Origin of the sequence: Corynebacterium sp. HMSC056F09 (assembly GCF_001815785.1) — a bacterium.
GTDB classification, from domain to species: Bacteria; Actinomycetota; Actinomycetes; order Mycobacteriales; family Mycobacteriaceae; genus Corynebacterium; species Corynebacterium hiratae.
The window spans coordinates 1-21758 of sequence record NZ_KV821883.1; the positions used below are offsets into that span (position 1 = coordinate 1).

At 61.6% G+C, this 21758-nt stretch carries 22 protein-coding genes and 1 tRNA gene; 12 read left to right on the top strand and 11 right to left on the bottom strand.

What is annotated here, in order from left to right; all coding sequences use genetic code 11:
- The coding region (locus tag HMPREF3056_RS00005; protein WP_070753881.1) for a DUF5129 domain-containing protein at window positions 1-1229 on the top strand (1229 nt) is incomplete at its 5' end.
- A 66-nt stretch (window positions 1230-1295) separates the two neighbouring features.
- Here the strand turns inward: HMPREF3056_RS00005 and HMPREF3056_RS00010 are convergent.
- Both HMPREF3056_RS00010 and HMPREF3056_RS00015 read right to left on the bottom strand, forming a co-directional pair.
- Window positions 1296-1372, bottom strand: a tRNA-Pro gene (locus tag HMPREF3056_RS00010).
- An 81-nt stretch (window positions 1373-1453) separates the two neighbouring features.
- Window positions 1454-2359, bottom strand: a complete 906-nt coding sequence (locus HMPREF3056_RS00015; protein WP_049157917.1) for a metallophosphoesterase — start codon at window positions 2357-2359, stop codon at window positions 1454-1456.
- A gap of 41 nt (window positions 2360-2400) precedes the next feature.
- Here HMPREF3056_RS00015 and HMPREF3056_RS00020 point away from each other — a divergent pair, with 41 nt between their 5' ends.
- Window positions 2401-2865: a GatB/YqeY domain-containing protein gene (locus HMPREF3056_RS00020; RefSeq protein ID WP_049157842.1), complete on the top strand. Its 465-nt coding sequence runs from the start codon at window positions 2401-2403 to the stop codon at window positions 2863-2865.
- 116 nt (window positions 2866-2981) lie between these two features.
- Here HMPREF3056_RS00020 and HMPREF3056_RS00025 read toward each other — a convergent pair whose 3' ends face one another.
- The gene (locus HMPREF3056_RS00025) at window positions 2982-5417 is read right to left on the bottom strand and encodes a transglycosylase domain-containing protein (RefSeq protein WP_049157846.1); all 2436 of its coding nucleotides are present in this window, start codon (window positions 5415-5417) and stop codon (window positions 2982-2984) included.
- A gap of 177 nt (window positions 5418-5594) precedes the next feature.
- On the opposite strand from HMPREF3056_RS00025, the gene HMPREF3056_RS00030 reads away from it, so the two are divergent.
- The 4 genes from HMPREF3056_RS00030 to HMPREF3056_RS00040 are packed head-to-tail and all read left to right on the top strand — an operon-like array spanning window position 5595 to window position 7394.
- Window positions 5595-5930 (top strand): WhiB family transcriptional regulator, encoded by a 336-nt coding sequence (locus HMPREF3056_RS00030; protein ID WP_175974779.1) that lies wholly within the window; start codon window positions 5595-5597, stop codon window positions 5928-5930.
- 13 nt (window positions 5931-5943) lie between these two features.
- The gene (locus tag HMPREF3056_RS13250) at window positions 5944-6105 is read left to right on the top strand and encodes a Sp36 family protein (protein WP_010189965.1); all 162 of its coding nucleotides are present in this window, start codon (window positions 5944-5946) and stop codon (window positions 6103-6105) included.
- Window positions 6105-6563, top strand: a complete 459-nt coding sequence (locus HMPREF3056_RS00035) for a RidA family protein (protein ID WP_046647890.1) — start codon at window positions 6105-6107, stop codon at window positions 6561-6563. The genes HMPREF3056_RS13250 and HMPREF3056_RS00035 overlap by 1 nt, the downstream gene beginning before the upstream one ends.
- Window positions 6564-6581: 18 nt before the next feature.
- The gene (locus HMPREF3056_RS00040; protein ID WP_046647889.1) at window positions 6582-7394 is read left to right on the top strand and encodes an MBL fold metallo-hydrolase; all 813 of its coding nucleotides are present in this window, start codon (window positions 6582-6584) and stop codon (window positions 7392-7394) included.
- 97 nt (window positions 7395-7491) lie between these two features.
- Here the strand turns inward: HMPREF3056_RS00040 and glxR are convergent, their stop codons facing one another.
- Window positions 7492-8175, bottom strand: a complete 684-nt coding sequence (gene glxR, locus HMPREF3056_RS00045) for a CRP-like cAMP-activated global transcriptional regulator GlxR (RefSeq protein WP_046647888.1) — start codon at window positions 8173-8175, stop codon at window positions 7492-7494.
- A 300-nt stretch (window positions 8176-8475) separates the two neighbouring features.
- On the opposite strand from glxR, the gene nth reads away from it, so the two are divergent.
- From nth to HMPREF3056_RS00065, 4 genes are read left to right on the top strand one after another with little or no spacing between them, the layout of a single operon-like run.
- A complete protein-coding gene (nth, locus tag HMPREF3056_RS00050) occupies window positions 8476-9135 on the top strand; it encodes an endonuclease III (RefSeq protein WP_049157849.1) in 660 nt (219 codons plus the stop codon).
- 9 nt (window positions 9136-9144) lie between these two features.
- Window positions 9145-9714, top strand: coding sequence for a TlpA family protein disulfide reductase (locus HMPREF3056_RS00055; RefSeq protein WP_070753882.1), 570 nt, complete (start codon window positions 9145-9147; stop codon window positions 9712-9714).
- Entirely contained in the window at window positions 9711-10388 is a 678-nt protein-coding gene (locus tag HMPREF3056_RS00060; protein WP_070753883.1) for an NUDIX hydrolase, read from the top strand. Before HMPREF3056_RS00055 ends, HMPREF3056_RS00060 begins: the two co-directional genes overlap by 4 nt.
- A gap of 38 nt (window positions 10389-10426) precedes the next feature.
- Window positions 10427-11614, top strand: coding sequence for a MarP family serine protease (locus HMPREF3056_RS00065; protein ID WP_070516346.1), 1188 nt, complete (start codon window positions 10427-10429; stop codon window positions 11612-11614).
- A 669-nt stretch (window positions 11615-12283) separates the two neighbouring features.
- Here the strand turns inward: HMPREF3056_RS00065 and HMPREF3056_RS00070 are convergent.
- From HMPREF3056_RS00070 to HMPREF3056_RS00095, 6 genes are all read right to left on the bottom strand, one after another.
- Complete coding sequence (locus tag HMPREF3056_RS00070; RefSeq protein ID WP_049157861.1) at window positions 12284-14008, bottom strand: dipeptide ABC transporter ATP-binding protein; 1725 nt, start codon at window positions 14006-14008, stop codon at window positions 12284-12286.
- A complete protein-coding gene (locus HMPREF3056_RS00075; protein ID WP_049157862.1) occupies window positions 14008-14967 on the bottom strand; it encodes an ABC transporter permease in 960 nt (319 codons plus the stop codon). The genes HMPREF3056_RS00070 and HMPREF3056_RS00075 overlap by 1 nt, the downstream gene beginning before the upstream one ends.
- A complete protein-coding gene (locus tag HMPREF3056_RS00080) occupies window positions 14960-15886 on the bottom strand; it encodes an ABC transporter permease (RefSeq protein WP_010189948.1) in 927 nt (308 codons plus the stop codon). The genes HMPREF3056_RS00075 and HMPREF3056_RS00080 overlap by 8 nt, the downstream gene beginning before the upstream one ends.
- A 209-nt stretch (window positions 15887-16095) precedes the next feature.
- Window positions 16096-17697, bottom strand: coding sequence for a peptide ABC transporter substrate-binding protein (locus HMPREF3056_RS00085; protein WP_070753884.1), 1602 nt, complete (start codon window positions 17695-17697; stop codon window positions 16096-16098).
- A gap of 221 nt (window positions 17698-17918) precedes the next feature.
- The gene (locus HMPREF3056_RS00090) at window positions 17919-18821 is read right to left on the bottom strand and encodes an alpha/beta fold hydrolase (RefSeq protein WP_070753885.1); all 903 of its coding nucleotides are present in this window, start codon (window positions 18819-18821) and stop codon (window positions 17919-17921) included.
- 101 nt (window positions 18822-18922) lie between these two features.
- Window positions 18923-19417, bottom strand: a complete 495-nt coding sequence (locus tag HMPREF3056_RS00095; protein ID WP_046647879.1) for a phage holin family protein — start codon at window positions 19415-19417, stop codon at window positions 18923-18925.
- 104 nt (window positions 19418-19521) lie between these two features.
- On the opposite strand from HMPREF3056_RS00095, the gene HMPREF3056_RS00100 reads away from it, so the two are divergent.
- Complete coding sequence (locus HMPREF3056_RS00100) at window positions 19522-20211, top strand: type III PLP-dependent enzyme domain-containing protein (RefSeq protein WP_070753886.1); 690 nt, start codon at window positions 19522-19524, stop codon at window positions 20209-20211.
- Here HMPREF3056_RS00100 and HMPREF3056_RS00105 read toward each other — a convergent pair.
- A complete protein-coding gene (locus HMPREF3056_RS00105) occupies window positions 20208-21023 on the bottom strand; it encodes an HAD family hydrolase (protein ID WP_070753887.1) in 816 nt (271 codons plus the stop codon). The two genes, HMPREF3056_RS00100 and HMPREF3056_RS00105, sit on opposite strands and share 4 nt — an antisense overlap.
- A gap of 330 nt (window positions 21024-21353) precedes the next feature.
- On the opposite strand from HMPREF3056_RS00105, the gene HMPREF3056_RS13255 reads away from it, so the two are divergent.
- The coding region (locus HMPREF3056_RS13255; RefSeq protein ID WP_141759826.1) for a hypothetical protein at window positions 21354-21758 on the top strand (405 nt) is incomplete at its 3' end.

Here is a 21758-nt window from a genome sequence, read left to right on the forward strand (position 1 = left end):
CCCGCTACGCACCCCGAAACCGGAAGAGCCTCTTTGCCAAGAACAAAGAAAACGTCAACGACTCCGTGGAGGAGTATTTGCGTGACAATCACCCGGAGCTTATCGGCAAGGATAAGTTTGCCGATGGCCAAGTCTTCGTCGGCGTCGGCCTCGATCCGCGCCAGGCCTTCGTCTTCGCGGGTGAGGACGTGGCCGAACAGATGAAGCTGCGCAAGAAAGATAGCCATCTCGAGCAGTCCATCGAAGCCATTAAGCCGGGCGTGCGGGATGACAACATTCCTGCTGGTCTCTTTGCGGGTGCGGCGGCTGCGATCGACGTGGACCGCGCTGCGGATACCCAGTATGAGGGCGCGAAAGAAGGGCGCATCGGGGCGGCCATTGGTCTGGGGGTAGCGGGCCTGAGCGTTGGTGGCGCGGGCGCAGGCATCGTTGGCGGTACTCGCCGCAGCCGTCAGAAGAACGCGCAGCAGGCGCGCGAGGATTGGGATTATGTGTCGCAGACCTATACCGATGTGGCGCAGCGCCTGCGGGAGATCGATATCCGGGCGCACTCGCTGCAATCCGGCCTCGTGGATGAGCGTTTGCGCGAGGACTGGGAGGGCCTGCGTGATGACTTCCTCGCTATCGACTCCCAGGTGGGCTCGCTGATGTCGATACCGGCTGACGCGCCGGATGACCAGTTCCGCTCGCATGCCGAACCCATCGCTCACGCGCGCGAACTGTGTGAGCGCGTGGAAACCGCCGAGGCCAACATCGACAAGCTGCACCGAATCGAAGACGCTGATGCCGACGCCCGCCGCTTCGAGCTCTACGAGTTGGGTAAAGACCTAGCCCAGGCGGGTTACCTAGCGGCGGATATCGACTCGTCTCTGGAGCGTCACGCCAAGGAGCTGGAAGGTGCCGCCGTTGCTTTGTCCCAGGAACCGAATCATCCGCAGTTCATGGAACGCTACTTGGAGCTCTTGGACCGCTCTGCGCTGCTCTCGGAGCACCTGCAGGCACAGCTGCAGAAGCGCAATGAGGCCGAGGAGCGCCCCGAGCGCACGCATATCTATGACTCCAACTTCTTCGCTGGCTCTGGCTACCACGGCTACGTGCCCTTCTATGTTGTGAGCACCTGGGACAGCGACGCGACTGCCGCCCGCGAAAGCTCTTCCGGCAGCAGCGGCGGCGTCAACAGCGGGTTTAGCTCGGGCTTTTCCGGCTCGGGTGGTTCCTCCAGCTTCTAGGAGGGCGGGCGCCCTGCCCGCCGCCCGGTGAAAACGAAAAGAACCCGCAGTTTCCTGCGGGTTTAGTGGTCGGGATAACAGGATTTGAACCTGCGACCTCTTCGTCCCGAACGAAGCGCGCTACCAAGCTGCGCCATATCCCGGTGTCTCGCTCTAAGCGGTACCGGATTACTGTAACGCACCCCAGCCTGAAAGGACAAAACGGCAGCGTGGAGGGGGTATCCCTAGGCGGCCTTCTCGGTGATGCGCAGCAGCGTGGCCGACGGGCGGCAGAAGACGCGGAAGGGGACGAACTTGGAGGTACCCAGCCCGTTGGAGACGTGCATGTACATCTCTCCGAACCGGTGTAGGCCCTCCGCGCGAACGCGGTCGATGCCGCAGTTGGTCACGATGGAGCGCGAACCCGCCACCTTGAAAGGCAGGCAGAGCTGGCCGCCGTGCGTGTGCCCGGACAGGGACAGCTGGTAGCCGTCGGCCGCGAACTTCTCTAGGACGCGGGGTTCCGGGGAATGTAGCAGTGCCAAGGAAAGGTCGGCGTCCTCGTTCGGGATGCCGGCGATTTCGGAGTAGTCATCTAAGTCGTGGTGTGGGTCGTCCACGCCGGCGGCAGCGAGGCGGACGTCGCCTACCTTGAACTCCACGCGGGCCTGGTTGGCGTCGTGCCAGCCGTGTTCCACGAAGGCCGCGCGCATGCCCTTCCAAGGCAGGTTCACGTAGGAGGGTTCGTTCTTCTTCCCAATCAGGTAGTTGAAGGGGTTCGGGATACGCGGCGCCCAGTAGTCGTTGGTGCCAAAACAGAACATCCCCGGGCGGCTCAGCAACGGGCCCAGGGCGCGGAGTACCTCGGGGACAGCGCGCTTGTCGGAGAGATTGTCACCGGTGTTGATCACCAAGTGCGGGTCAAGGGCATCGAGGCCTGAGACCCACTCGATTTTGGCTCGCTGGCCCGGGATCATGTGGAGGTCGGACACGTGCAGGATACGGAACTCGGACTCCTCGCGCAGCGTACTGGGCTCCAGAAGCGGCAGGGTGTACTCCTTGAGCTCAAACTTGGTGAGTTCTGAGTGCGCCCACGCGGCAACGCCTAGGCCGGCGGCGGCGAGTCCGCCAAGAACAGGGAAAATCTTCACCTTCACCACACTACCTGGCCGGCAGGCGTAGATTGAAGGGCATGAGTGAGTTGAAAGAAACTATCCGTGCTGACCTCAAGACCTCGATGAAGGCCAAGGATAAGGCCCGTACGAGCGCCATCCGTTCTCTGCTGTCTGCCATCCAGGCGGAGGAAACTTCTGGTTCCCGCCACGAGATCACCGATGAGGACATCCTCAAGGTCATCGCCCGTGAGATTAAAAAGCGCCGCGAGTCCGCAGAGGTCTACGCGGAAAACGGCCGCCCGGAGTTGGCGGAGGCAGAGCTTGTCGACGTCCCCTTCTTCGAGGCCTACCAGCCGGAGCAGCTTGACGACGACGCCCTGAACTCCCTCGTCGCTGAATCCATCGCCGAGGTTGAGAAGGATTCCGGCGAGCCGGTGACCATCAAGCAGATGGGCAACGTGATGAAGGTGGCCACCGCCAAGGCTGCTGGGCGCGCCGACGGCAAGCGCCTGTCCACCGCGGTCAAGGCCGCCCTCAACTAGCGTGTTAGCGCAGGAGCGCTAGCACCCACGCTGTAGCCCGTTTTACGCTCTAGCTCCTTGTCACGCTCTAGCTCCTTGTCACGCTGTAGCCCGTTTTTACGCTTTAGCGCTCTGCGCTAAAGCCCGAAGAAATCCCGCACGTCGTTCGTCAGGCGGTCGACATCCTCTTGGGAGAACAGCGGGTCGGACTGAGTAGCCGGCTGGCCATTGTCCGTGCCACCGCCGTTGCCGCTCGGCGCCGACGGGGTGTAGTAGCTGGAGTTGGAGGTGCCGGAGCTTGCGGAGTCGCCAGCGGAGCCGTCGGAAAGCTGCAGCGTTACCTCCGCACCCTTCTTAGTGCCGGATGCACCGGTGATGACACGAACCACCTTGCCGTAGCCCACGCCGGGCGCGGGCACCTCGGTGGTTTTGACCACGTAGCCAGCCTTCTCTAGAGCGGAGCGGGCTTGGCTTTCGGACTTGCCCTTCAACCCGTCGATAAGCGGCGATACCGTGCCCGAATCATAAGCGCGGTCGTAGTCCGGCACCGTTCCCTTCAGCGCATCGGGAACGCGCGCGGCCATGGTGTAGAACGTTGATGCGGGCTCCTTGCCACCGAAGAGGTTGCCGTTGGCGCACTGGCGCACGGGCCCGGTGCACAGCGGGCTCGTGGTGGTGCCGTCATTGTAGATATACGGCGCGGCAGCAACCTCAGAGTTGAAGCCGAGGAATGCCGAGGACTGGTTGGACTCCGTGGTACCAGTCTTGGCGGCGGCCTTGCCGCTGAAGCCCGCAGCACGCGCAGAATCGGCCGCCGTGCCCTTTTCAGTATCGGCGGTCATGTTGTTTTCCAGCGCCTTGGCCACCTCTTTGCCCACCGCGCGTTCGCACGGGGTGTGCTTGAGGTACACCTCGTTACCGTGGGAGTCCGTGACCTCCTCGATGGGGTTCGGCTCGCACCACATGCCTTCCGACGCCACCGTCGCGCCCACGTTGGAAAGCTCGAGCGCGTTCACCGCCGTCGGGCCGAGCGTGAAGGAGCCCAGGTTGGAGTCCTTAATGTGGTCGGCGATGGAGGATTCGCCGTCGTAGCTGCCGGGCTCCTCGTAGGAGCGCAGGCCGAGCTTCACGGCGATGTCGACGATGCGCTCGACGCCAAGCTGCTCAGTGAGCTGGATGAAGGGGGTGTTGGGGGAGTAGGCGAGAGTGTCCTGCATGGTCATCGTGGAGGCGTAGCTGCCGGCGTTTTCCACGCAGTACTTGTTGGGTGGGCAGTTCTCAGCGCCGCCGAAGCCTAGCCCTTCCGCCTCGTAGCGTTTGGGCACTGCCAGTTTGTCTTTGATGCCGTAGCCCGATTCCAAGGCGGCCGCGGCTGTAAAGAGTTTGAACACGGAGCCGGCGCCGTTGCCCACCAGCGAATTGGGCTGGGGCAGGAGGGTTTCGTTGTTGGCAAGGTCGAGCCCGTAGGTGCGCGAGGACACCATGGCGAGGACCTTGCGGGAATCAGTGCCCGGCTTGATCACGTTCATGACTTCCGCTACGCCCTCGGTATCCGGGGCGGTGTGGCTGCGTACTGCGTTGAGAGCTTGGTCCTGGACGTCGGGGTCAAGGGTGGTTTTTACGGTCAGGCCACCGCGTGCTAGATGCTCGCGGTCGATGCCCTTATCGGCGAGGTAGTCCATCACGTAGTCGCAGAAGAAACCGCGATCACCCGCGCCGATGCAGCCATTGGGCAGCGTGGCGGGGCTATCCAACACGCCGAGGGGTTCTTGGGCATAGGCATCGGCGTCCTCCTGGGACAGGGAGCCGGTGTCGACCATAGCTTGGAGCACCACATTGCGGCGTTCGAGCACGCCTTCCTCGTTGGTGTAGGGATTGAGATACTCCGAGGATTGCACCATGCCGGCGAGCATCGCTGCCTGTGGCACGGTGAGGTGCGCGGCATCGGAGCCGAAATAGGTGCGGGCGGCGGCCTCGATACCGTAGGAGTGGTTGCCAAAGGGCACGAGGTTGAGATAGTTGGTGAGGATCTCATCCTTGGAAAGCTTGGCGTCGATATCCGTCGCCATGCGCATCTCACGCAGCTTGCGGGCTATGGATTGCTCGGTTGCGGCTTGCCGTTCTTCATCCGTGGTGGCATTGACGAGGAGGAGATAGTTCTTCACGTACTGCTGATCCAGCGTGGACGCGCCCTGGGAGACGCCGCCCGCGGCCAAGTTGGTCCACAAAGCGCGGACGTTGCCCTGCAGATCGACGCCTTCGTGCTCATAGAAGCGGCGGTCCTCGATGGCCACGACTGCCTGCTTCATAGCGTCGGAGATCTCATCCGGCTGTACCGGATGGCGGCGCTGTTCGTAGATGTAGGCAAGGGGGTTGCCCTTGGCATCCAAGATGGTGCTCACGCCGGGGGTATCCCCGCTGGTGAGATCCTGGATGTCCGATTGCATCGTGTCGTTCGTCCTGGCCACGGCAACGCCACTGACGCCGGCGACGGGGGCGATGGCCAGCGCGATGAGGATGCCGACCAGTGCTGTGGACAGGACGAGCTTTCCCAGGGATTTGATGACAGTCACCCTCCACACACTAGTGGTTCAGGTGCAGATCCGGGAGACCCCCCTAAAGTGTGACCTGTTAGACAGGTATACCGGTCTGTGAATAGACTTACCAATGGTACATAATATTCCGTCGGGTTGAGGGTTATTCATGATCTTCCACTACGACGGGGGGAACTTGGAAGGAGTTACCTAGCCATGGCAGTCAGTGTCAAAGGTGCAGGACGGTCCGCAATGGTAAAGAATGCCTCGTTAACCTCCGAGCGTGGTGAGTGGGTTACCCAAGCCAAGTGCCGCAACGGTGACCCTGATGCACTGTTCGTGCGAGGGGCAGAGCAGCGTAAGGCTGCGGTGATTTGCCGTCACTGCCCAGTGTTGAACGAGTGTCGCGCGGATGCCCTTGATAACCGCGTGGAGTTTGGCGTGTGGGGCGGCCTCACGGAGCGCCAGCGCCGCGCCCTCCTGCGCAAGAATCCGCACATCACCAGCTGGGCGCATTACCTTGCTGAGGGTGGCGAACTCATCGGTATTTAGTAGCATTGGGCCCATGACTAAATGGGAATATGCAACCGCGCCGGTTCTTACGCACGCGACGAAACAAATCCTCGATTCCTGGGGTGAGGACGGCTGGGAGCTCGTCACTATCACCCCGGGCATGAACCCGGAGAATGTCGTCGCCTATTTCAAGCGCCCTCTGGAGGAGTCCTAATGGGCGCCCTCGCACGCCTGGAAGAACTCGGCGTCGAGCTTCCTTCTGTCGCGGTCCCTCTCGCGTCCTATATCCCGGCCATCCAGGTAGGAAACCAGGTATGGACCTCCGGTCAGCTGCCCGTCGTAGGCGGCGAATTGCCTGCTACCGGTAAGGTTGGCGCAGAAGTGGACCTCGAGAAGGCACAGGAGCTGGCGCGCACGGCCGCGCTAAACGCGTTGGCTGCCATCGATGGGCTCGTGGGCCTCGACCGTGTCACCCGCGTGGTGAAGGTGGTCGGCTTCGTCGCCTCGGCTCCATCCTTTACGGATCAGGCCGCGGTTATCAACGGTGCCTCGAACTTCCTCGGGGAGGTCTTTGGTGATGCCGGTGTTCACGCGCGTTCTGCAGTGGGGGTAGCGGTCCTTCCGAAGGATTCCCCCGTTGAGATCGAAGTTATCGTAGAAATCGCTGAGTAATCGGATAGGGTTAGAACCATGGAGCATCCTGCATATAGCCAATTGCGTCCCGTGAGCCAGTCCGTCGGTGTCGTGCTGTGCGATAATCCCAGCTACACCGCCTTGGAAGGCACCAACACGTGGATCATTCGCGCCGGAGAAGATTCCCGCGCCATTGTGGTCGATCCAGGCCCAGAGGATGAGGGGCATCTCAACGTTGTGACCGCGAAAGCGGGCGAGGTAGCACTGATCCTTCTCACTCACCGCCACGATGATCACGCCTCGGGCGCTCAGCGTCTGCGCCAGCTCACCGGCGCTCCGATTCGCGCGTTCGATCCGAACTACTGCAACGGCGCGGAGGCGCTTGTCGACGGCGAAGTGATCACCGTCGACGGCATCACCCCGCAACTCGAGGTGGTCCATACCCCTGGCCACACTGCGGATTCCACCTGCTTCTTCGTATGGTCCGAAGAGGCTAAGCACTCCACCCTGGAGGGAATTCTGACCGGTGATACCATCGCTGGCCGTCACACCGTGCTCCTGTCTGAGACCGATGGTGACTTGGGCGCCTACCTGAAGACGCTGGACCTTCTCGAAGAGCGCGGCAAGGATGTAGCACTCTTCCCGGGGCATGGCCCGGACTTGGAGGACACCTCCGCGGTTGCCCGCAAGTACATTGACCGCCGTCACCACCGCTTGGATCAGATTAAAGAGGTCCGCGGGCGCCTTGGCGAGGATGTTGACGTTAAGACCCTCGTCGATGAGATGTACGACGACGTAGACCCGGTCCTTCGCCACGCCGCCGAGCAATCCACGCGCACTGCGCTGAAGTACCTCGCGGCTCAGAACTAAAACACCGCATAGGAAAATCCCCCGAGAAATTCTCGGGGGATTTTGCATTGGGCCACAGCCGCCCGGAGGCGGCATATGCTGGCTCGGCCTTTAAGGCCTAGCGCGCGCGGCGAGCCAAGTGCTCGGTATCGACGATGAGCACCGACTTGCCTTCCAAGCGAATCCAGCCGCGGTGGGCGAAGGTGGCCAGCGCCTTGTTGACGGTCTCGCGGGACGCGCCGACGAGCTGGGCGATCTCTTCCTGAGTGAGGTCGTGGTTCACGCGCAGTGCACCGCCCTCTTGCGAGCCGAAGCGGTTAGCCAGCTGCAGCAGGGTCTTGGCCACGCGGCCCGGAACATCGGTAAAGATGAGGTCCGCCAGGTTGGCGTTGGTGCGACGCAGACGGCGGGCCAGCACGCGCAGCAGCTGCTGCGCAATCGCCGGATGATCGGCCACCCACTGCTTGAGCATTTCGGAGTTCATCGTGGCGGCGGTGACCTCGGTGACGCACACAGCGGATGAGGTGCGCGGGCCCGGATCGAAGATAGAAAGCTCACCGAACATATCGGACGGACCCATCACGGTCAGCAGGTTCTCACGGCCATCCGGGGCGTGGCGAGCAAGCTTAATCTTTCCCGAGGTGATGATGTAGAGGCGGTCGCCCGGCTCTCCTTCCTCGAAAATGGTGGTGCCGCGCGGGAAACGGACGGTTTCCATTTGCTCGATGAGGTTTTGTACTGCTACCGGATCGACGCCCTGGAAAATGCCAGCGCGGGAGAGGATGTCCTGTACGCCTTCCACTGTTACTCCTTAAAGCCTGCGCAGCGAGGAAAACACTTGGACGCAAGCTGGTTTGGTCTATTTTGACGCACCTAGTCTCCAGTGCGCCACGAGGCACTGCACAACATCATACAGTGCAATTAGTCACTATTTCCACCAACGGGAAAAATAGTCACATGCCTTTACTAATCTGTTTAATTCTCGAAGGCCGTTGCCTCTAGCTTTTCCATGAGAATGGCAAACAGGGCGAGGCACAGCGGGACGAGGACAACGAGCGAAATCATGCTTTCCATTCTAACTTCCGTCACTAGAGTTACTTCTATGTCCCCTGACCTTTTTGCACAGCATGACGATGATACCGAGGAAGCGCGTGTTGCCCATATTCGTACCGCCCTCGCGGACGAATATCCCGATGCCGACTGTGAACTAGACTTCACCAACCCCCTTGAGCTACTCGTAGCGACAGTGCTTTCAGCACAGTGCACGGATGCCCGCGTCAACCAGGTCACCCCGGAGCTGTTCGCAGCCTACCCCTCCGCGCCGGATTATGCCGCCGCGGACCGCGCCGACCTTGAGCGCATTCTCCGCCCACTCGGCTTTCAGCGCATGAAGGCCGGCCACCTGTTGGGCATCGGTGAAAAGCTCGTCGCGGACTTCGACGGGCAGGTACCACGCGGCATCGACGAGCTCACCTCGCTGCCCGGCGTCGGCCGCAAGACCGCGTTGGTGGTGCGGGGAAATGCCTTTGGGCTGCCGGGAATCACCGTGGATACCCACGTCACGCGACTGAGTCAGCGGCTCGGTCTGACCGAGGCGAAGACGCCGCGGGCGATTGAGAGGGACGTCGCCAAGCGCGTGCCCGAAGAGGAACAAACCGTATTCTCTCACCGCCTCATCCTCCATGGGCGGCGCGTGTGCACCGCCCGGAAGCCGAAGTGCACGGCCTGCGTCCTCGCCCCATGGTGCCCGTCGCGGGGTTAAGGTGGAGCAATGAGCCAATATTCTCGGTGGCCCGGATACGTGAAGGTGAGCATCGCAGCCATTGTTGCGCTGGCGGCACTCGCGTTCGTCGGCGTGGTGAATCTCCTTGAGGATGATGAGCCGGAGGTCCCCGTCCCCGAGGCGCAGGAGCAAGAAGTAGCCAAGCGTCCCAAGTGCCCCGAGGGGCCCATTGCTGGGGTGGACCTTCCCTGCTTAGGAGCGGCCGGTACCGCGGCGGCCAAGAACGTTCAGATCGTCACGTTGTGGGCATGGTGGTGCGAGCCGTGCCGCACGGAGCTGCCCTTCTTCGAAGACCTTGCACGCTCGCACTCGACGTGGAATGTCGTCGGCGTGCATGCGGATGCGAACGCCGCCAACGGTGCTGCGCTTTTGAGTGACCTGCAGGTCGACATCCCCAGCTACCAGGACGAGGATGGGACCTTCGCTGGCGAGCTCGGGCTGCCGGGCGTCATCCCCATCACCCTCGTGGTGCGCGATGGCAAGGTGGAAGAGAAGTTCATCAAACCGTTTAGCTCCGCCGAAGAATTGGAGGAGGCCGTCGAGGAGGTTCTTAAATGAGCCGACTGTTTCCTGCGCACGCCCCTGAGTGGCTGCACCCCGCGCTCGGGGTTGATGCCGGCAAGGTACAAGAGCACCTCATCCGTCACCTCCCGGCCGCTCGGCGCCGCCGCGAATCGGCAGTGTTGGTGCTGCTGAAGGGCACGAGCTTTGAGGATGGCGAGGTGCTGCTCACGCACCGTTCGCCCTCGATGCGCTCGCACTCCGGCCAGATTGCATTTCCTGGTGGGCGCAAGGATGAAGAGGACACTTCGCTTGTCGACGCCGCCCTGCGCGAAGCCGAAGAAGAAACCGGCCTCGACCGCTCCACCGTCACGCCCCTTGAGCAGTGGAGCAAGCTGGATATCCCAGCTACCGGCAACACCGTGAGCCCGGTCCTGGCGTATTGGCATAAACCGGGTGACGTGTGGCCGGCGAGCCCCGCGGAAACCGATGATGTCTTCACCGTCCCTTTGCGGGAGCTGGCGGATCCCACGAATCGCATGATGGTGGGATTTGGCCGCTGGAAGGGGCCGGCGTTTCGGACGCGGGGCTACCTGGTGTGGGGCTTTACCGCGGGAGTGCTGTCTGGGCTGATGGATCATGCGGGCTGGAGCGTGAAATGGGATAAGAAAATGGTTCACGATCTGCGTGAATCACTCAACCGCTCCTTGAATAATGAGAAGATAGGTTAGTTTCTGCCCCTTTTAGCCCTTAAGAAAGCATTCCCTCTGTGTCTCTTGCTGTTGACATCCTGATCGTGGTTGCCGTGCTCCTCGCTGTTCGCGTGGGTTGGCGGCAGGGCGCCTTAGCAGCGGTCCTCGCCGCCGTGGGAATCATTGCGGGGCTGGTGCTGGGAACTGTGGTTGCCCCGCTGGCGATGGGCTTGGCGGACCAAGCCGCCGTGCGCTTCTTGTTGGCTGTCGGCGTGCTCATTCTGCTGGTGGGCTTAGGGCAGCTGGTGGGGACGTCGCTTGGCATGGCGTTGCGGGACCGCATGCGCACCCGCTCGGGGCAGCGCGTGGACTCCTCAATTGGTGCGGTATTCCAGGCGGTGGCGGCCATCGTGGTGATTTGGTTGGTTTCCCTGCCTTTGGCATCCAACCTGGGTGGCCGGCCGGGGCAAGCGCTGCGTGAGTCGCACGTACTCAGCGCGCTCAATGCAGCGGCACCCTCGCGCCTAGCGGCGCTGCCGAACGGTATCGCAGCACTACTCAACGAGTCTGGGCTGCCGCCGCTGGTGTCTCCGTGGGAGCGCTCCGGTGCCGATGTGGAGGTGGATGCTCCCGCAGTGAACATCGAGGACCCTGAGCTCGCGGAACGCGTGCGACCTTCCGTAATCCACGTGCTGGGTGATGCGGAGGCGTGCTCGCGCCGGCTGATGGGCTCAGGCTTTGTCACGGAACCGGACTACGTCATCACGAACGCCCACGTTGTGGCCGGCACGGATAAGGTTCACCTCGATACTGTGCTCGGGCTCAAGGAGGCGCACGTGGTGTACTACAACTCGGATGTGGACATTGCGGTGCTGCATAGCCCCGGGTTGGACTTGGAGCCTTTGCCGTGGGCGGAGCAAGCGGCTGTGACGGGGGATGATGCCATCGTCTTGGGATTCCCGCAGTCGGGTCCGTTCACGGCGGAGCCGGCGCGAGTGCGCGACCGGCTGACCATTGCCGGGCCGGATATCTACTCCACGGGCCGCGTGGAGCGCGATGCCTACACGGTGCGCGGCAGCATCCGGCAGGGCAATTCCGGTGGCCCGATGATCAACCCGGAGGGCCAGGTGCTGGGCGTTGTGTTTGGTGCCTCCGTGGAGGACTCCGACACGGGCTATGCACTCACCGCGGACGAGGTGCGCGGCCACGTGGGTGACGTTACGCAGCTTGTCGACGCCACCCCAACCGGCTCCTGCGTCTCATAGGTTTCTGGAATAGGTCTTCGGCGAGGGCGGGCGAGTGAATTAAAAGCCCATTTGCCCTCTGCTGACGTCTCGTTGAAAGTCCACAGCAGCCTGACGAACTTCGGGATCATGGCTATGTGTTCGTTTGTTAATGCGGTGGTGCATCATTCCTGCGGGGAGGGAGATGAGTAGGACAGCCAAAAGAATTATCACGATGGAAGTGGACATTATGCGTTCCTATCCCCGACTCCCGTGCCCACTCCAAGCAAGGCAGGCGCGAAGCTGGTAATCAGTAACGCCTGGCTTATTGAAGATGTCTCGGCATGTGTCCGGATTTGGATACCATCCGGTGCATTGTGATCCATTCTCGTATTCGCAGATTTTGAACGGTTGCACGTTGGTGGCGGCAGCAGAAGGTCCCGCGCCAGATGTGGTGAGCGCCAAACTGAAAGCTAAAAGGGTGATTTTCTTCATCAGAATTCCTTGTGTTAGAGATCCTTTAGAGTCCATAGAAGTGATATGGCTCACCGTACACTTTATGGAATTGCTGGTTGTTTTTCAACAGTCTTGGGTCCAGTAATTGCATATAAAGACCATCGTCTTTCGCGGCCCGCTATCGCTGGTATAAAGGCCCGTCAATGCCGAACCCGCCAACCACAGCAAGGTTGACGGGTAGTCGGCGCGCTTGAGCTAGATATCCGTGCCGATATCGAGGTGCATACCCGGAACCGAGTTGATGAGGTTGCGGGTGTACTCCTGCTGGGCGTTGTCGAAGATATCGTCGGCGGTGCCCTGCTCGACGGCCTGGCCCTTCTTCATCACAACTACGTCGTCGGCAGTCTGGCGGACCACTGCGAGGTCGTGGGTAATGAAGAGATAGGACAGGCTGAGCTCAGACTGCAGCTCCGCGAGGAGCTGGATGATCTGGTTCTGCACCAGCACGTCCAGGGCGGAAACGGCCTCATCGAGGACGATGACCTCTGGGCGCAGCGCGAGCGCGCGGGCGATGGCGATGCGCTGGCGCTGGCCGCCGGAGAGCTCGTTGGGGTAGCGGCGCATGGCGGAGCGAGGCATGGAGACCATGTCGAGAAGCTCGGCCACGCGGGCCTCGCGTTCCTTGCGCGAGCCCACCTTGTGCAGCGCCATGGGTTCCTCGATGCACTTGTAAATGGAGTACATCGGATCCAGTGAGCCATAAGGGTTCTGGAAGACCACCTGCATTTTGCGGCGGAGCTTGAAGAGTTCCTGCTTCGATAGCTTCGAGGTATCACGGCCTTCGAATTCGATGGTGCCGGAGGTCGGCTCCAAAAGGCCCAACACCATGTTTGCCACCGTAGACTTGCCGGAGCCGGACTCGCCCACCAGCGCCAGGGTGGTGCCGCGGCGGATGTCGAAGGAGACATCGTCGACAGCCTTGAGGAGCTTCTTGCCGCCACGCTGTCCGCGGATGTCGAATTCCTTGGTGAGGTTGCGAACCGAGATGACCGGGGCCTGAGCCGCGGAAGATGAACCTTCAGCGGAATCTGCAGCGGTGGAGCCAGGTTCGACGGCGGTGCCGATAGCCTCGCCCGACTTGAGTTCCTTGGCCTCCACGCCAGCTTCCTTGGCCGCGCGGATGCGGGAGGAGGCGAGGGAAGGGGCGGCCTTGACAAGGCGGCGGGTGTAAGGGTGCTGCGGGGAACGCAGGATCTCGCGCGACGGGCCCGACTCCACGATGCGGCCGCGGTGCATCACGATGAGGTGTTCGGCGCGCTCGGCCGCCAGACCAAGGTCGTGGGTAATGAAGAGAACGGCGTTACCCAGCTCCTCGGTGAGGTGCTCCAGGTGGTCCAGGATGGTCTTCTGAACAGTTACATCCAGCGCGGAGGTGGGCTCGTCGGCGATGAGTAGCTTCGGGCGGGCGGCCAGGCCGATCGCGATGAGCGCGCGCTGGCGCATACCACCAGAGAACTCGTGGGGGTACTGCTTGGCGCGGCGTTCGGCGTCGGGAAGCCCGGCTTCCTCCAGAAGCTCCACAACGCGTTCGTGGCGCTTGGAACCCTCCACCACGTGGTTGGCCTTGAGAGACTCTTCAACCTGCGTGCCGATGCGCCATACCGGGTTCAGGTTGGACATGGGATCCTGCGGGACCAAGCCGATCTTGTCGCCGCGCAGCGATTCGAATTGCTTGTTGTTGTAGTGAGTGATGTCCTCGCCTTCGAAGAGGATCTGGCCGCCGGTGACCTTGCCGGTGCCCGGCAGCAGGCCCAGGATGGACATCGCCGTGGTCGACTTACCGGAACCGGACTCGCCCACGATGGCCACGGACTGGCCCGGGTAGATGGTCATATTGACGCCACGCACTGCCTCAACCACGCCGGTCGACGTGGTGAAGGAGATGCGAACGTCCTTCATTTCAAGAAGTGGGTTAGTCATTAACGCTTCCTCGCCTTCGGATCGAGTGCATCGCGGACGACGTCACCCATCATGATGAAGCTCAACACGGTCAGGCCCAAGGCACCCGCCGGGTAGAACAGAACTGCCGGGGCAACACGCAGGGAGGCCTGCGCGTCGGAGATGTCTCCGCCCCAGGACACGAACGTCGGCGGCAAGCCGATGCCCAGGAAGGACAGGGTGGCCTCGGCGACGATGTAGGTACCCAGCGCCACGGTGGCGTAGGAGATGATGGGCGCGGCCGCGTTCGGCAGGATGTGGCTGAACAGGATGCGCCAGCTCGACGCGCCGATGGAGCGCGCGGATTGCACGAATTCCTCATTCTTGATGGAGACTACCGCGCCGCGCGTGATGCGGGCGATAGAGACCCAGCCGAAGAGGCCAAGAACCAAGACCACCGTGATGATGGTGCGGTGCTCCTTGAACATCTGCATAACCACGATGGCGGCGAGCACCAGCGGGATGGCGAAGAAGATGTCGGTGATGCGGGACAGGACGGAGTCGATCCAGCCGCCGAAGAAGCCGGCGATAGCGCCGATCATTGAACCAAGCACCACGACGAGCAGCGTGGTGAGGATGCCGACGGCGACCGAAGCACGCGCACCGTAGATCACGCGGGCATAGATGTCACAACCCTGGCGGTTGAAGCCGAAGGGGTGGCCTGGCTCGGCGGGGGCGAGGGACCTGGATAGTTCGCACAGGCGCGGGTCGGTGCTAGTAAATAGACCCGGTGCGATAGCCAGGAGGACTGCCACGAGAATCATCACGGCAGCGACCCAGAACAGTGGGCGGCGGCGCAGGTAGCGCCACGCTTCGCCCCACTGAGAGGAGGGAGCGGACTCATCCTTGACGGCGTCGACCGCGCCGAGACCCGTTTCATCGGTTTCCGAGACGAAGTGCTCTTGGCCCGGGTAGGGAGTGGTTTTCTCGAAATTAGGCATAGCGAATCCTCGGATCAAGTACGGCGTACAGGAGGTCAACGAGCAGGTTGGCGATGATGTAGATGATCACCAACACCGTGGTGAAGGAGACGATGGTGGTCGGCTCACCGCGCAGAATGGCCTGGTACATGGTGCCGCCGACGCCGTTGATGCCGAAGATGCCCTCGGTCACGATGGCGCCGGTCATGAGTGCGCCGATATCGGCGCCGATGAAGGTGGCCACGGGAATCAGCGAGTTGCGCAGCACGTGACGGCGGGTCACCGCGCCGTTGGACAGGCCCTTGGCGCGGGCGGTGCGCACGTAGTCGGCGCGCAGGTTCTCAGCCACGGACTGGCGGGTCAGGCGGATGACGTAGGCCAGGGAGAGCGCGCCGAGCACCATGGCCGGCATGAGAAGGGACTTCACCGTGGCGTTAGCGCCGACGGTAACCGGCAGGACGCCCCACTTAATGCCTACGAGGTACTGGAAGACGAAGCCGATAACGAAGGAGGGCACGGCGATGACGAGCAGGGAGATGACCAACACGGTGGAATCGAAGAAGCCGCCGCGGCGCATACCGGCGAAGACGCCGAAGAGGATGCCGAAGACGGATTCAAAAATGATCGCCATGACGGTGAGCTTCACGGTAACCGGGAAGGCATTAGCCATCACCTGGGTCACGGGCACGCCGGAGAAGGTCGTGCCGAAGTCCAACATGAAGATGCCCTTGATATAGAGCAGATACTGAATGATGAACGGCTTGTCGAGGTTGTATTCAGCCTCAATGCGGGCGCGGGCAGCCTCGGTGAGGCCGCGGTCACCGCCAAGGGCTTCGACTGGATCGCCGGGCATCAAGAAGACGAGCGCGTAGATGAGCAGGGTGGCTCCGAAGAACACCGGAATCATCTGGAGCACTCGGCGCCCGATATAGCGCAGCATAGTGTGGTCCTTTACTCGTTGTGGGGCAGGTACTTGCCAGCGTTCTCCGATTTTTGGGACGCAGGTCAAAGCTTACGAGAATTCTAATGTGTGATCCCACGCTCCGGGAAATCTATAGCGCGTTTCTAATCACATTTCGGGGGTGAAAACGTGGGGCGACCCCCGCCTCACGGAGGTTGCGGGGGTCGTGCGAAGTAGCAAAGGTGGCGTTACTTCTTGGTGATGTTGTAGTACACCGGCTGGGACTTCCAGGAGAAGACGACGTTGTCGACGTTCTCGGAGTAGCCGCCGGTGGCGTTGGAGTACCACAGCGGGATGGCCGGCAGGTCCTTGAACAGGATTTCCTGGGCCGCGGTGTACTTCTTGATTGCGTCTTCCTCGGAGGTGGAGGTCAGGGCTTCGTCGAGAAGCTTGTCAAACTCTGGGTTGGTGTAGTCACCGTCGTTGGACGAACCATTGGTCTTGTACAGCGGAGCAAGGAAGCTGGCCTGGCTCGGGTAGTCTGCCTGCCAGCCGGTGCGGAAGGCAGTCTTGATGGTGCGGTTGGTTACCTCATCGCGCAGGGACTTGAAGTCCGGGTATGGAGCGCCAACAGCCTCGATGCCGAGGGTGTTCTTGATGGAGTTGGTGGTTGCATCCACCCAGCTCTTGTGGCCACCGTCGGAGTTGTAGGCAATTTCGAGGGTCGGGTTGTCCCACTTGTTGATCTTGTCGGCCTCAGCCCACAGTTCCTTGGCCTTCTCCGGGTCATACTTCAGGACCTCGTTGCCCTTGATGTCCTCGGAGTAGCCCGGCATAACCGGGGAGGTGAAGTCCTTGGCCGGGGTGCGGGTGCCCTTGAAGATGGTCTCGGTGATCTCCTCGCGGTTGATGGCGTGGGAGATGGCCTGGCGGCGCAGGACGCCTTCTTCGCCGGAGTAGTGCTCGAGGTTCTCACCCAAGGTGAAGGACTGGAACACGGCGGTCGGCTGGTTCACAGCGCGGTCACCGAGGTCGGTCTCGTAGACGTCGAAGGCAGCGTCCGGGATGGCGTCGAGGACGTCCAGGTTGCCTGCCAGCAGGTCGGCGTAAGCTGCATCCTGGCCGGCGTAGAAGACGAACTTGATGCCGTCGTTCTGCGGGGTCTGGCCACCCTTGTACTCCTCATTCGGGACGACGGTCGCGTCCTGGTTGTGGTTCCACTCGGTCAGCTTGTAGGGGCCGTTACCAATCGGGTTCTGGCCGAAGGCATCCATGTCCTCCAGGGCAGACTCGTGCAGCGGGTAGAACGCGGAGTAGCCCAGCTGTGCCGGGAAGTCCTGCTCCGGGCTGTTTAGTGCGATGGTGAAGGTGAGGTCGTCGACGACCTTAAGGCCCTCCATCTCCTTCACGCCTTCCTCGAAGCCCTTGATGTTGGCAAAGAAGGAAGCGTTGAGCTGGTCATTGGCCACGGCGTAGTTCCAGGCGTCCACGAAGTTCTTCGCGGTCACCGGGGAGCCGTCGGAGAACTTCGACTCTTTGAGCTTGACGGTGAACTCGGTGTTGTCATCGTTCGGCTCGATGGATTCAGCCAGCTCGTTCTGGGCTTCGCCGTCGCCGTCGTAGTAGACCAAGCCGGCGTAGATGGAATCGACGATGCGTCCGCCACCGGTTTCGTTGGTGTTGGCCGGGATGAGCGGGTTCTGTGGCTCGGAGCCGTTGACGGTGACGATTCCGTCACCGGATGCGGAGCCGGAAGCAGAGTCCGAACCGGAGTTATCGCCACCACAGGCCGCGAGGGTGAGCGGCAGGGTAGCGACAGAGAGAGCAGCAAGTGTCTTCTTGAGCGTCATGTGGGTCTTAGACCTCCGTGGTGCGAAAGATGTAGAAAACCTGTGGTGTTGGTTTGTTATGAAGCTACCGCGTGGCGCGCCTCATATACAAGGAATCGAAAAATATGTCCCGCAATGAAAGCTATAGATCGGTAGGTATTTGTTCCTGACCTGCGGTTTTGTTGGAGAATGAAAAAAGTCCCATCCCCCTGAGAGGGGTGGGACACGGAGGGGAGTGAATGTTACCTATCTCGCAGCCACTGAATGATGGTCTGAGTAAAACCGTGAGGGTTCTCAAGGTAGGGGAGGTTCTTGGCGCCGGGGATGGTGGTGGCGGTAAAACCCCCACGGCAGCGTCGCGCCGCGCGCCGGGCTACCGGCCGCCACAACATCTGATCGGCATGAATGAACAGCGTCGGACACTGCACACCGAGCTCGAGCCAACTCAGCGGAACCACGGCGGTGCACAGTCGGTGGTTCCAGATGATTCCGCGGCGGACGTTTCCAATACGTGAGGAGGCCACACGCAAGCGCAGGGCCTCCTCACGCTCGGCGCCGCTGAAGGATCCGAGGGCATCGAGATCCATCTCCCGGTGATAGGTATCTTCCCGCAGCAGGAGGCTGGGAGCGCCGATCTTTCCCAGGCGGCACAACGCCGCGCGTAGGAGAACCCACCCGAAATCCCAGGGGCGTGCGGCGATGGCGCGGCGCAAATCAGTTGGGTGTGCTGCCGAAACAGAAACCAGCCCGCGTACCCGCTCGGGCCGCTCGGTAGCCAGTGCCCATGCCACCGCACCACCGGTATCCGCACCAACCAGGTAGGCGTCATCGTGGCCTAATGCGCGGATGGCACCGCTGACATCGCCCACCGCCACGCGGATATCCTGGCCGGGTTCGAGCGGAGGTTTGTCAGACATGCCAAAGCCGCGCATGTCGAGGGCGGCGACGTGGAAGCCGGCGTCGGCAAGCGGGGCAATGACATTCCGGAAGTCGAACCACCCGCCGAAAGAACCATGGAGTAAAAGCACCAGCGGGTCATCCGCGTTGCCGGCGGTGACGGCGTGCAGGCGGATGCCGCGCGTGTGCAGGAACTCGTGCTCAAAGGGGCCGTCAAGCTCCACTACGGAGGGCGGTAGGGGATTCATAGGGGCGGGCCTTTCGAAGGGGGAGGGTAGATAGACGAAATCCGCCCCGAACGCAGATGCTCGGGGCGGGGCTGTAAAGAGAGAGAAAGGACCCTGAGGGTTTAGGTGTAGAGACCACGCTCGATGGACTTCTCAGCCTTACCCGGAACCAGCTTCTTGAGTTCCTTCGTGGACTGGATGGTCTTCTCCGGGGCCTTGACCTGCTTGACCTGCTTGAAACCGATGAAGGCCACGACGGCGGCCAAGACGACCATAATGAGGAAGACAATCAGGAAGGCAGCCCAGCGGTCGAGCCATACGGCCAGCAGCTCCGCCAGGAAGAAGAAAAAGAAGAAGGAGCTATACAGAGCCACGGTGCCGGCCACACCGAACATGCCCGCGCCGATGCCGCCCTTCTTGGCAGAAGCAGCGAGCTCGGTCTTGGCTAGCTCAACCTCAGAGCGAACCAGCTGGGACATCTGCTCGGTGGCGTTGGACACGAGCTGGCCGATGGATGCTTCGCCACGGCGGGAGGTATCCGCATCGCTCAAGGGAATGCTGTCTACCTTCGGGGCGAACTTGTTGGACCCGTCAGTGAATAGTCCGTCGTTGCTCACGGTTAAAAACTCCTACTGTTTTGTCGCAATCTATATCGGCCATAGTAATGAACTTTCCAGAGTTCATGTGGTGCGGCCCGCAAAGTGGGTACGGCGTTATTGTAATGGGTATGCCGCATTCTGACCCGCTGACCCCGCTGATGGCCCTTTCTGGGGTGGAGGACAAAGCCGGTTCCGCTGCCGCAGCGATTGCGCGCGTACACCGCCGTCCCGCGGGCTTGCGCAAGTTTGACGTTATTTCTTCCGAGTCGCTGTTGCGCGGTGCGCGGGCGGCCGCGGCGATTGACGGCGCGCCGCTTGAGGCTGACGGTATCCCACCCGCGGTCAGCGCTTATTCTTTGCTCGCTCCGGAAAAGCAGCAGGCTACGGTGCGCACCTTCGCGCGGGCACCGCTGCAGGTCCTAGCCCGGATTGATGTCGCGGCGGGCGGCGCGGGTCGTCCCGAGAAGGATCCGGCAGTGGTGCAGGCGCTGGCGCAGCTCATCACACGCGGGGCCGGCGTGGATTTTGACCGTTTGTTGCCGGTGGTGCTGCACGCGGAGATTGCCGCGCGCTCGCTCTTCGGGGCGCGCAGCACCGCCGTGGCGCTCGTCGCCGCGCGCACCGCCGCCATCCATACCGGCTTCGATCCGCGGGGTTTCACCGTGCCCGAGACCTACCTCAACCGGCATCGCGCGGACTACCGCGCGGCACTGGATACCTATGACAAGGATCCGGCGGTGCTCATTACGCTGCTTCTCGACGCCTGGGAGGCCGGCGCCCGCGAAGCCGACGGCATCGCGCAAGCGGCCTAATCTCGCAGCTGCTGCCGCGCAAAGAAAACACCACCGACCACGAGGGCAGCGATGCCGGCCACGACCGCCGAGCCAATACCGAACTCGCGGGCGCTGGGTGCGGTGAAGAGCGGTACGGGATGCTTGAACGTGCGGATTTCCCAGTCATGAGCAAGGGCATGCTTCTTCAACAGGCGGTCCGGGTTCACGGCCACGGGGTGGCCAACTTGTTCCAGCATCGGGATGTCCGTGGCGGAATCGGAGTAGGCAAAAGATACGTCGGGGTCGACGTTGAGCTCCTGAGCAATGCGTGCCAATGCCTCGGCTTTTGCGGCGCCTTTGCAATAAAACAGTATCTCTCCGGTGAAGCAGCCGTCTTCCTCGGCCAGCTCGGTGGCCACGACGTGTTCGATGCCCAACTCCTGCGCGATGGGCTCGACCAGCACGCTTGCCGACGCCGAGATGATCACCACCTCGTGGCCGGCGGCGCGGTGGGCGTCGATAAGCGCGCGTGCCTCCGCATAAATGGCAGGGGTGACCACTGTGTGCATGGTCTCCACCGCGATGTCGTGGACCTCCTGGACTGACCAGCCGGCGGCCATGGCGGCGAGCTGATCGCGGGTGGTGTCCATGTGCTCGCTGCTGTGGCCGGCGAGCATATAGCTGGCCTTGGCTAAGGACAGCTGCAGTGCCTCGGCATGGGTAATGAGCCCGTTGTGCATGAACTCGCGGCCGAAGGCATAGGCAGAGGATGTGGCGATGATCGTTTTATCCAAGTCGAAAAACGCGGCCGCGCGGGTGGCGCCGTCAGTGGGAAAAGGGGTACCGGTCATCGAGGAAGGCCTGCCGTCTGTGTGCGAGTTACCCTGCTCATCGTAACCTCTTAGCAGGAAGAATCGGGAGTGTATCGGCACGGTGTTAGGGATCTCAAGGAATGTTGTCGCTCGCTGTTGTCATCTGTTCCCTCGCATGTCATAATGTGATGTGCAAGGCCCCGATATACAGTGCGGCCTGCCCCGGCGCACCCCCCCGATGCCGGGTTACCGATGGCCCGCGCACACCCCCCGAGGCGCGGGCCATCACCTTTTTCGCATACCGGGTTCGTTTGTAGCCTTTAACTTAAGCCGTACTTAACGTCCATGTGCGGCGATATAATCTCAGCTGTGACAAGCTATCAAGCAAGTTCTTCCGCTCGCCAAGGAGGTTCCGTTCCTCCTCAGGTGAGTTTGCCGCTGACTGTAGAAAGTGCCGTCTACTTTGTCGATGAAGCTGGAAGTAAAGGTACTTTAGGGAAGCATTTCGTTGTTGCGGCTGTGCGCACGAAGGATCCTGATTTCCTCTCGCGGGAGATTAAGGCATGTCGTGAACAAAACAATTTCACAAAGGCTGACGAGGTTAAGTTTTCGAAAGTTACTAAGCGCTCTGGGCCGATTTTGCTCGATATTTTTCAAACAGCTATAAGCGCGGGGTGCTCGTTCGGTGCTTTTGTTTTGGACAAGCGGCATTTTGATCCGTGGAGTAGTCGGGAACAGTGGCAGGGGCATTTGTTTGCGACAGATCGGTGGGGT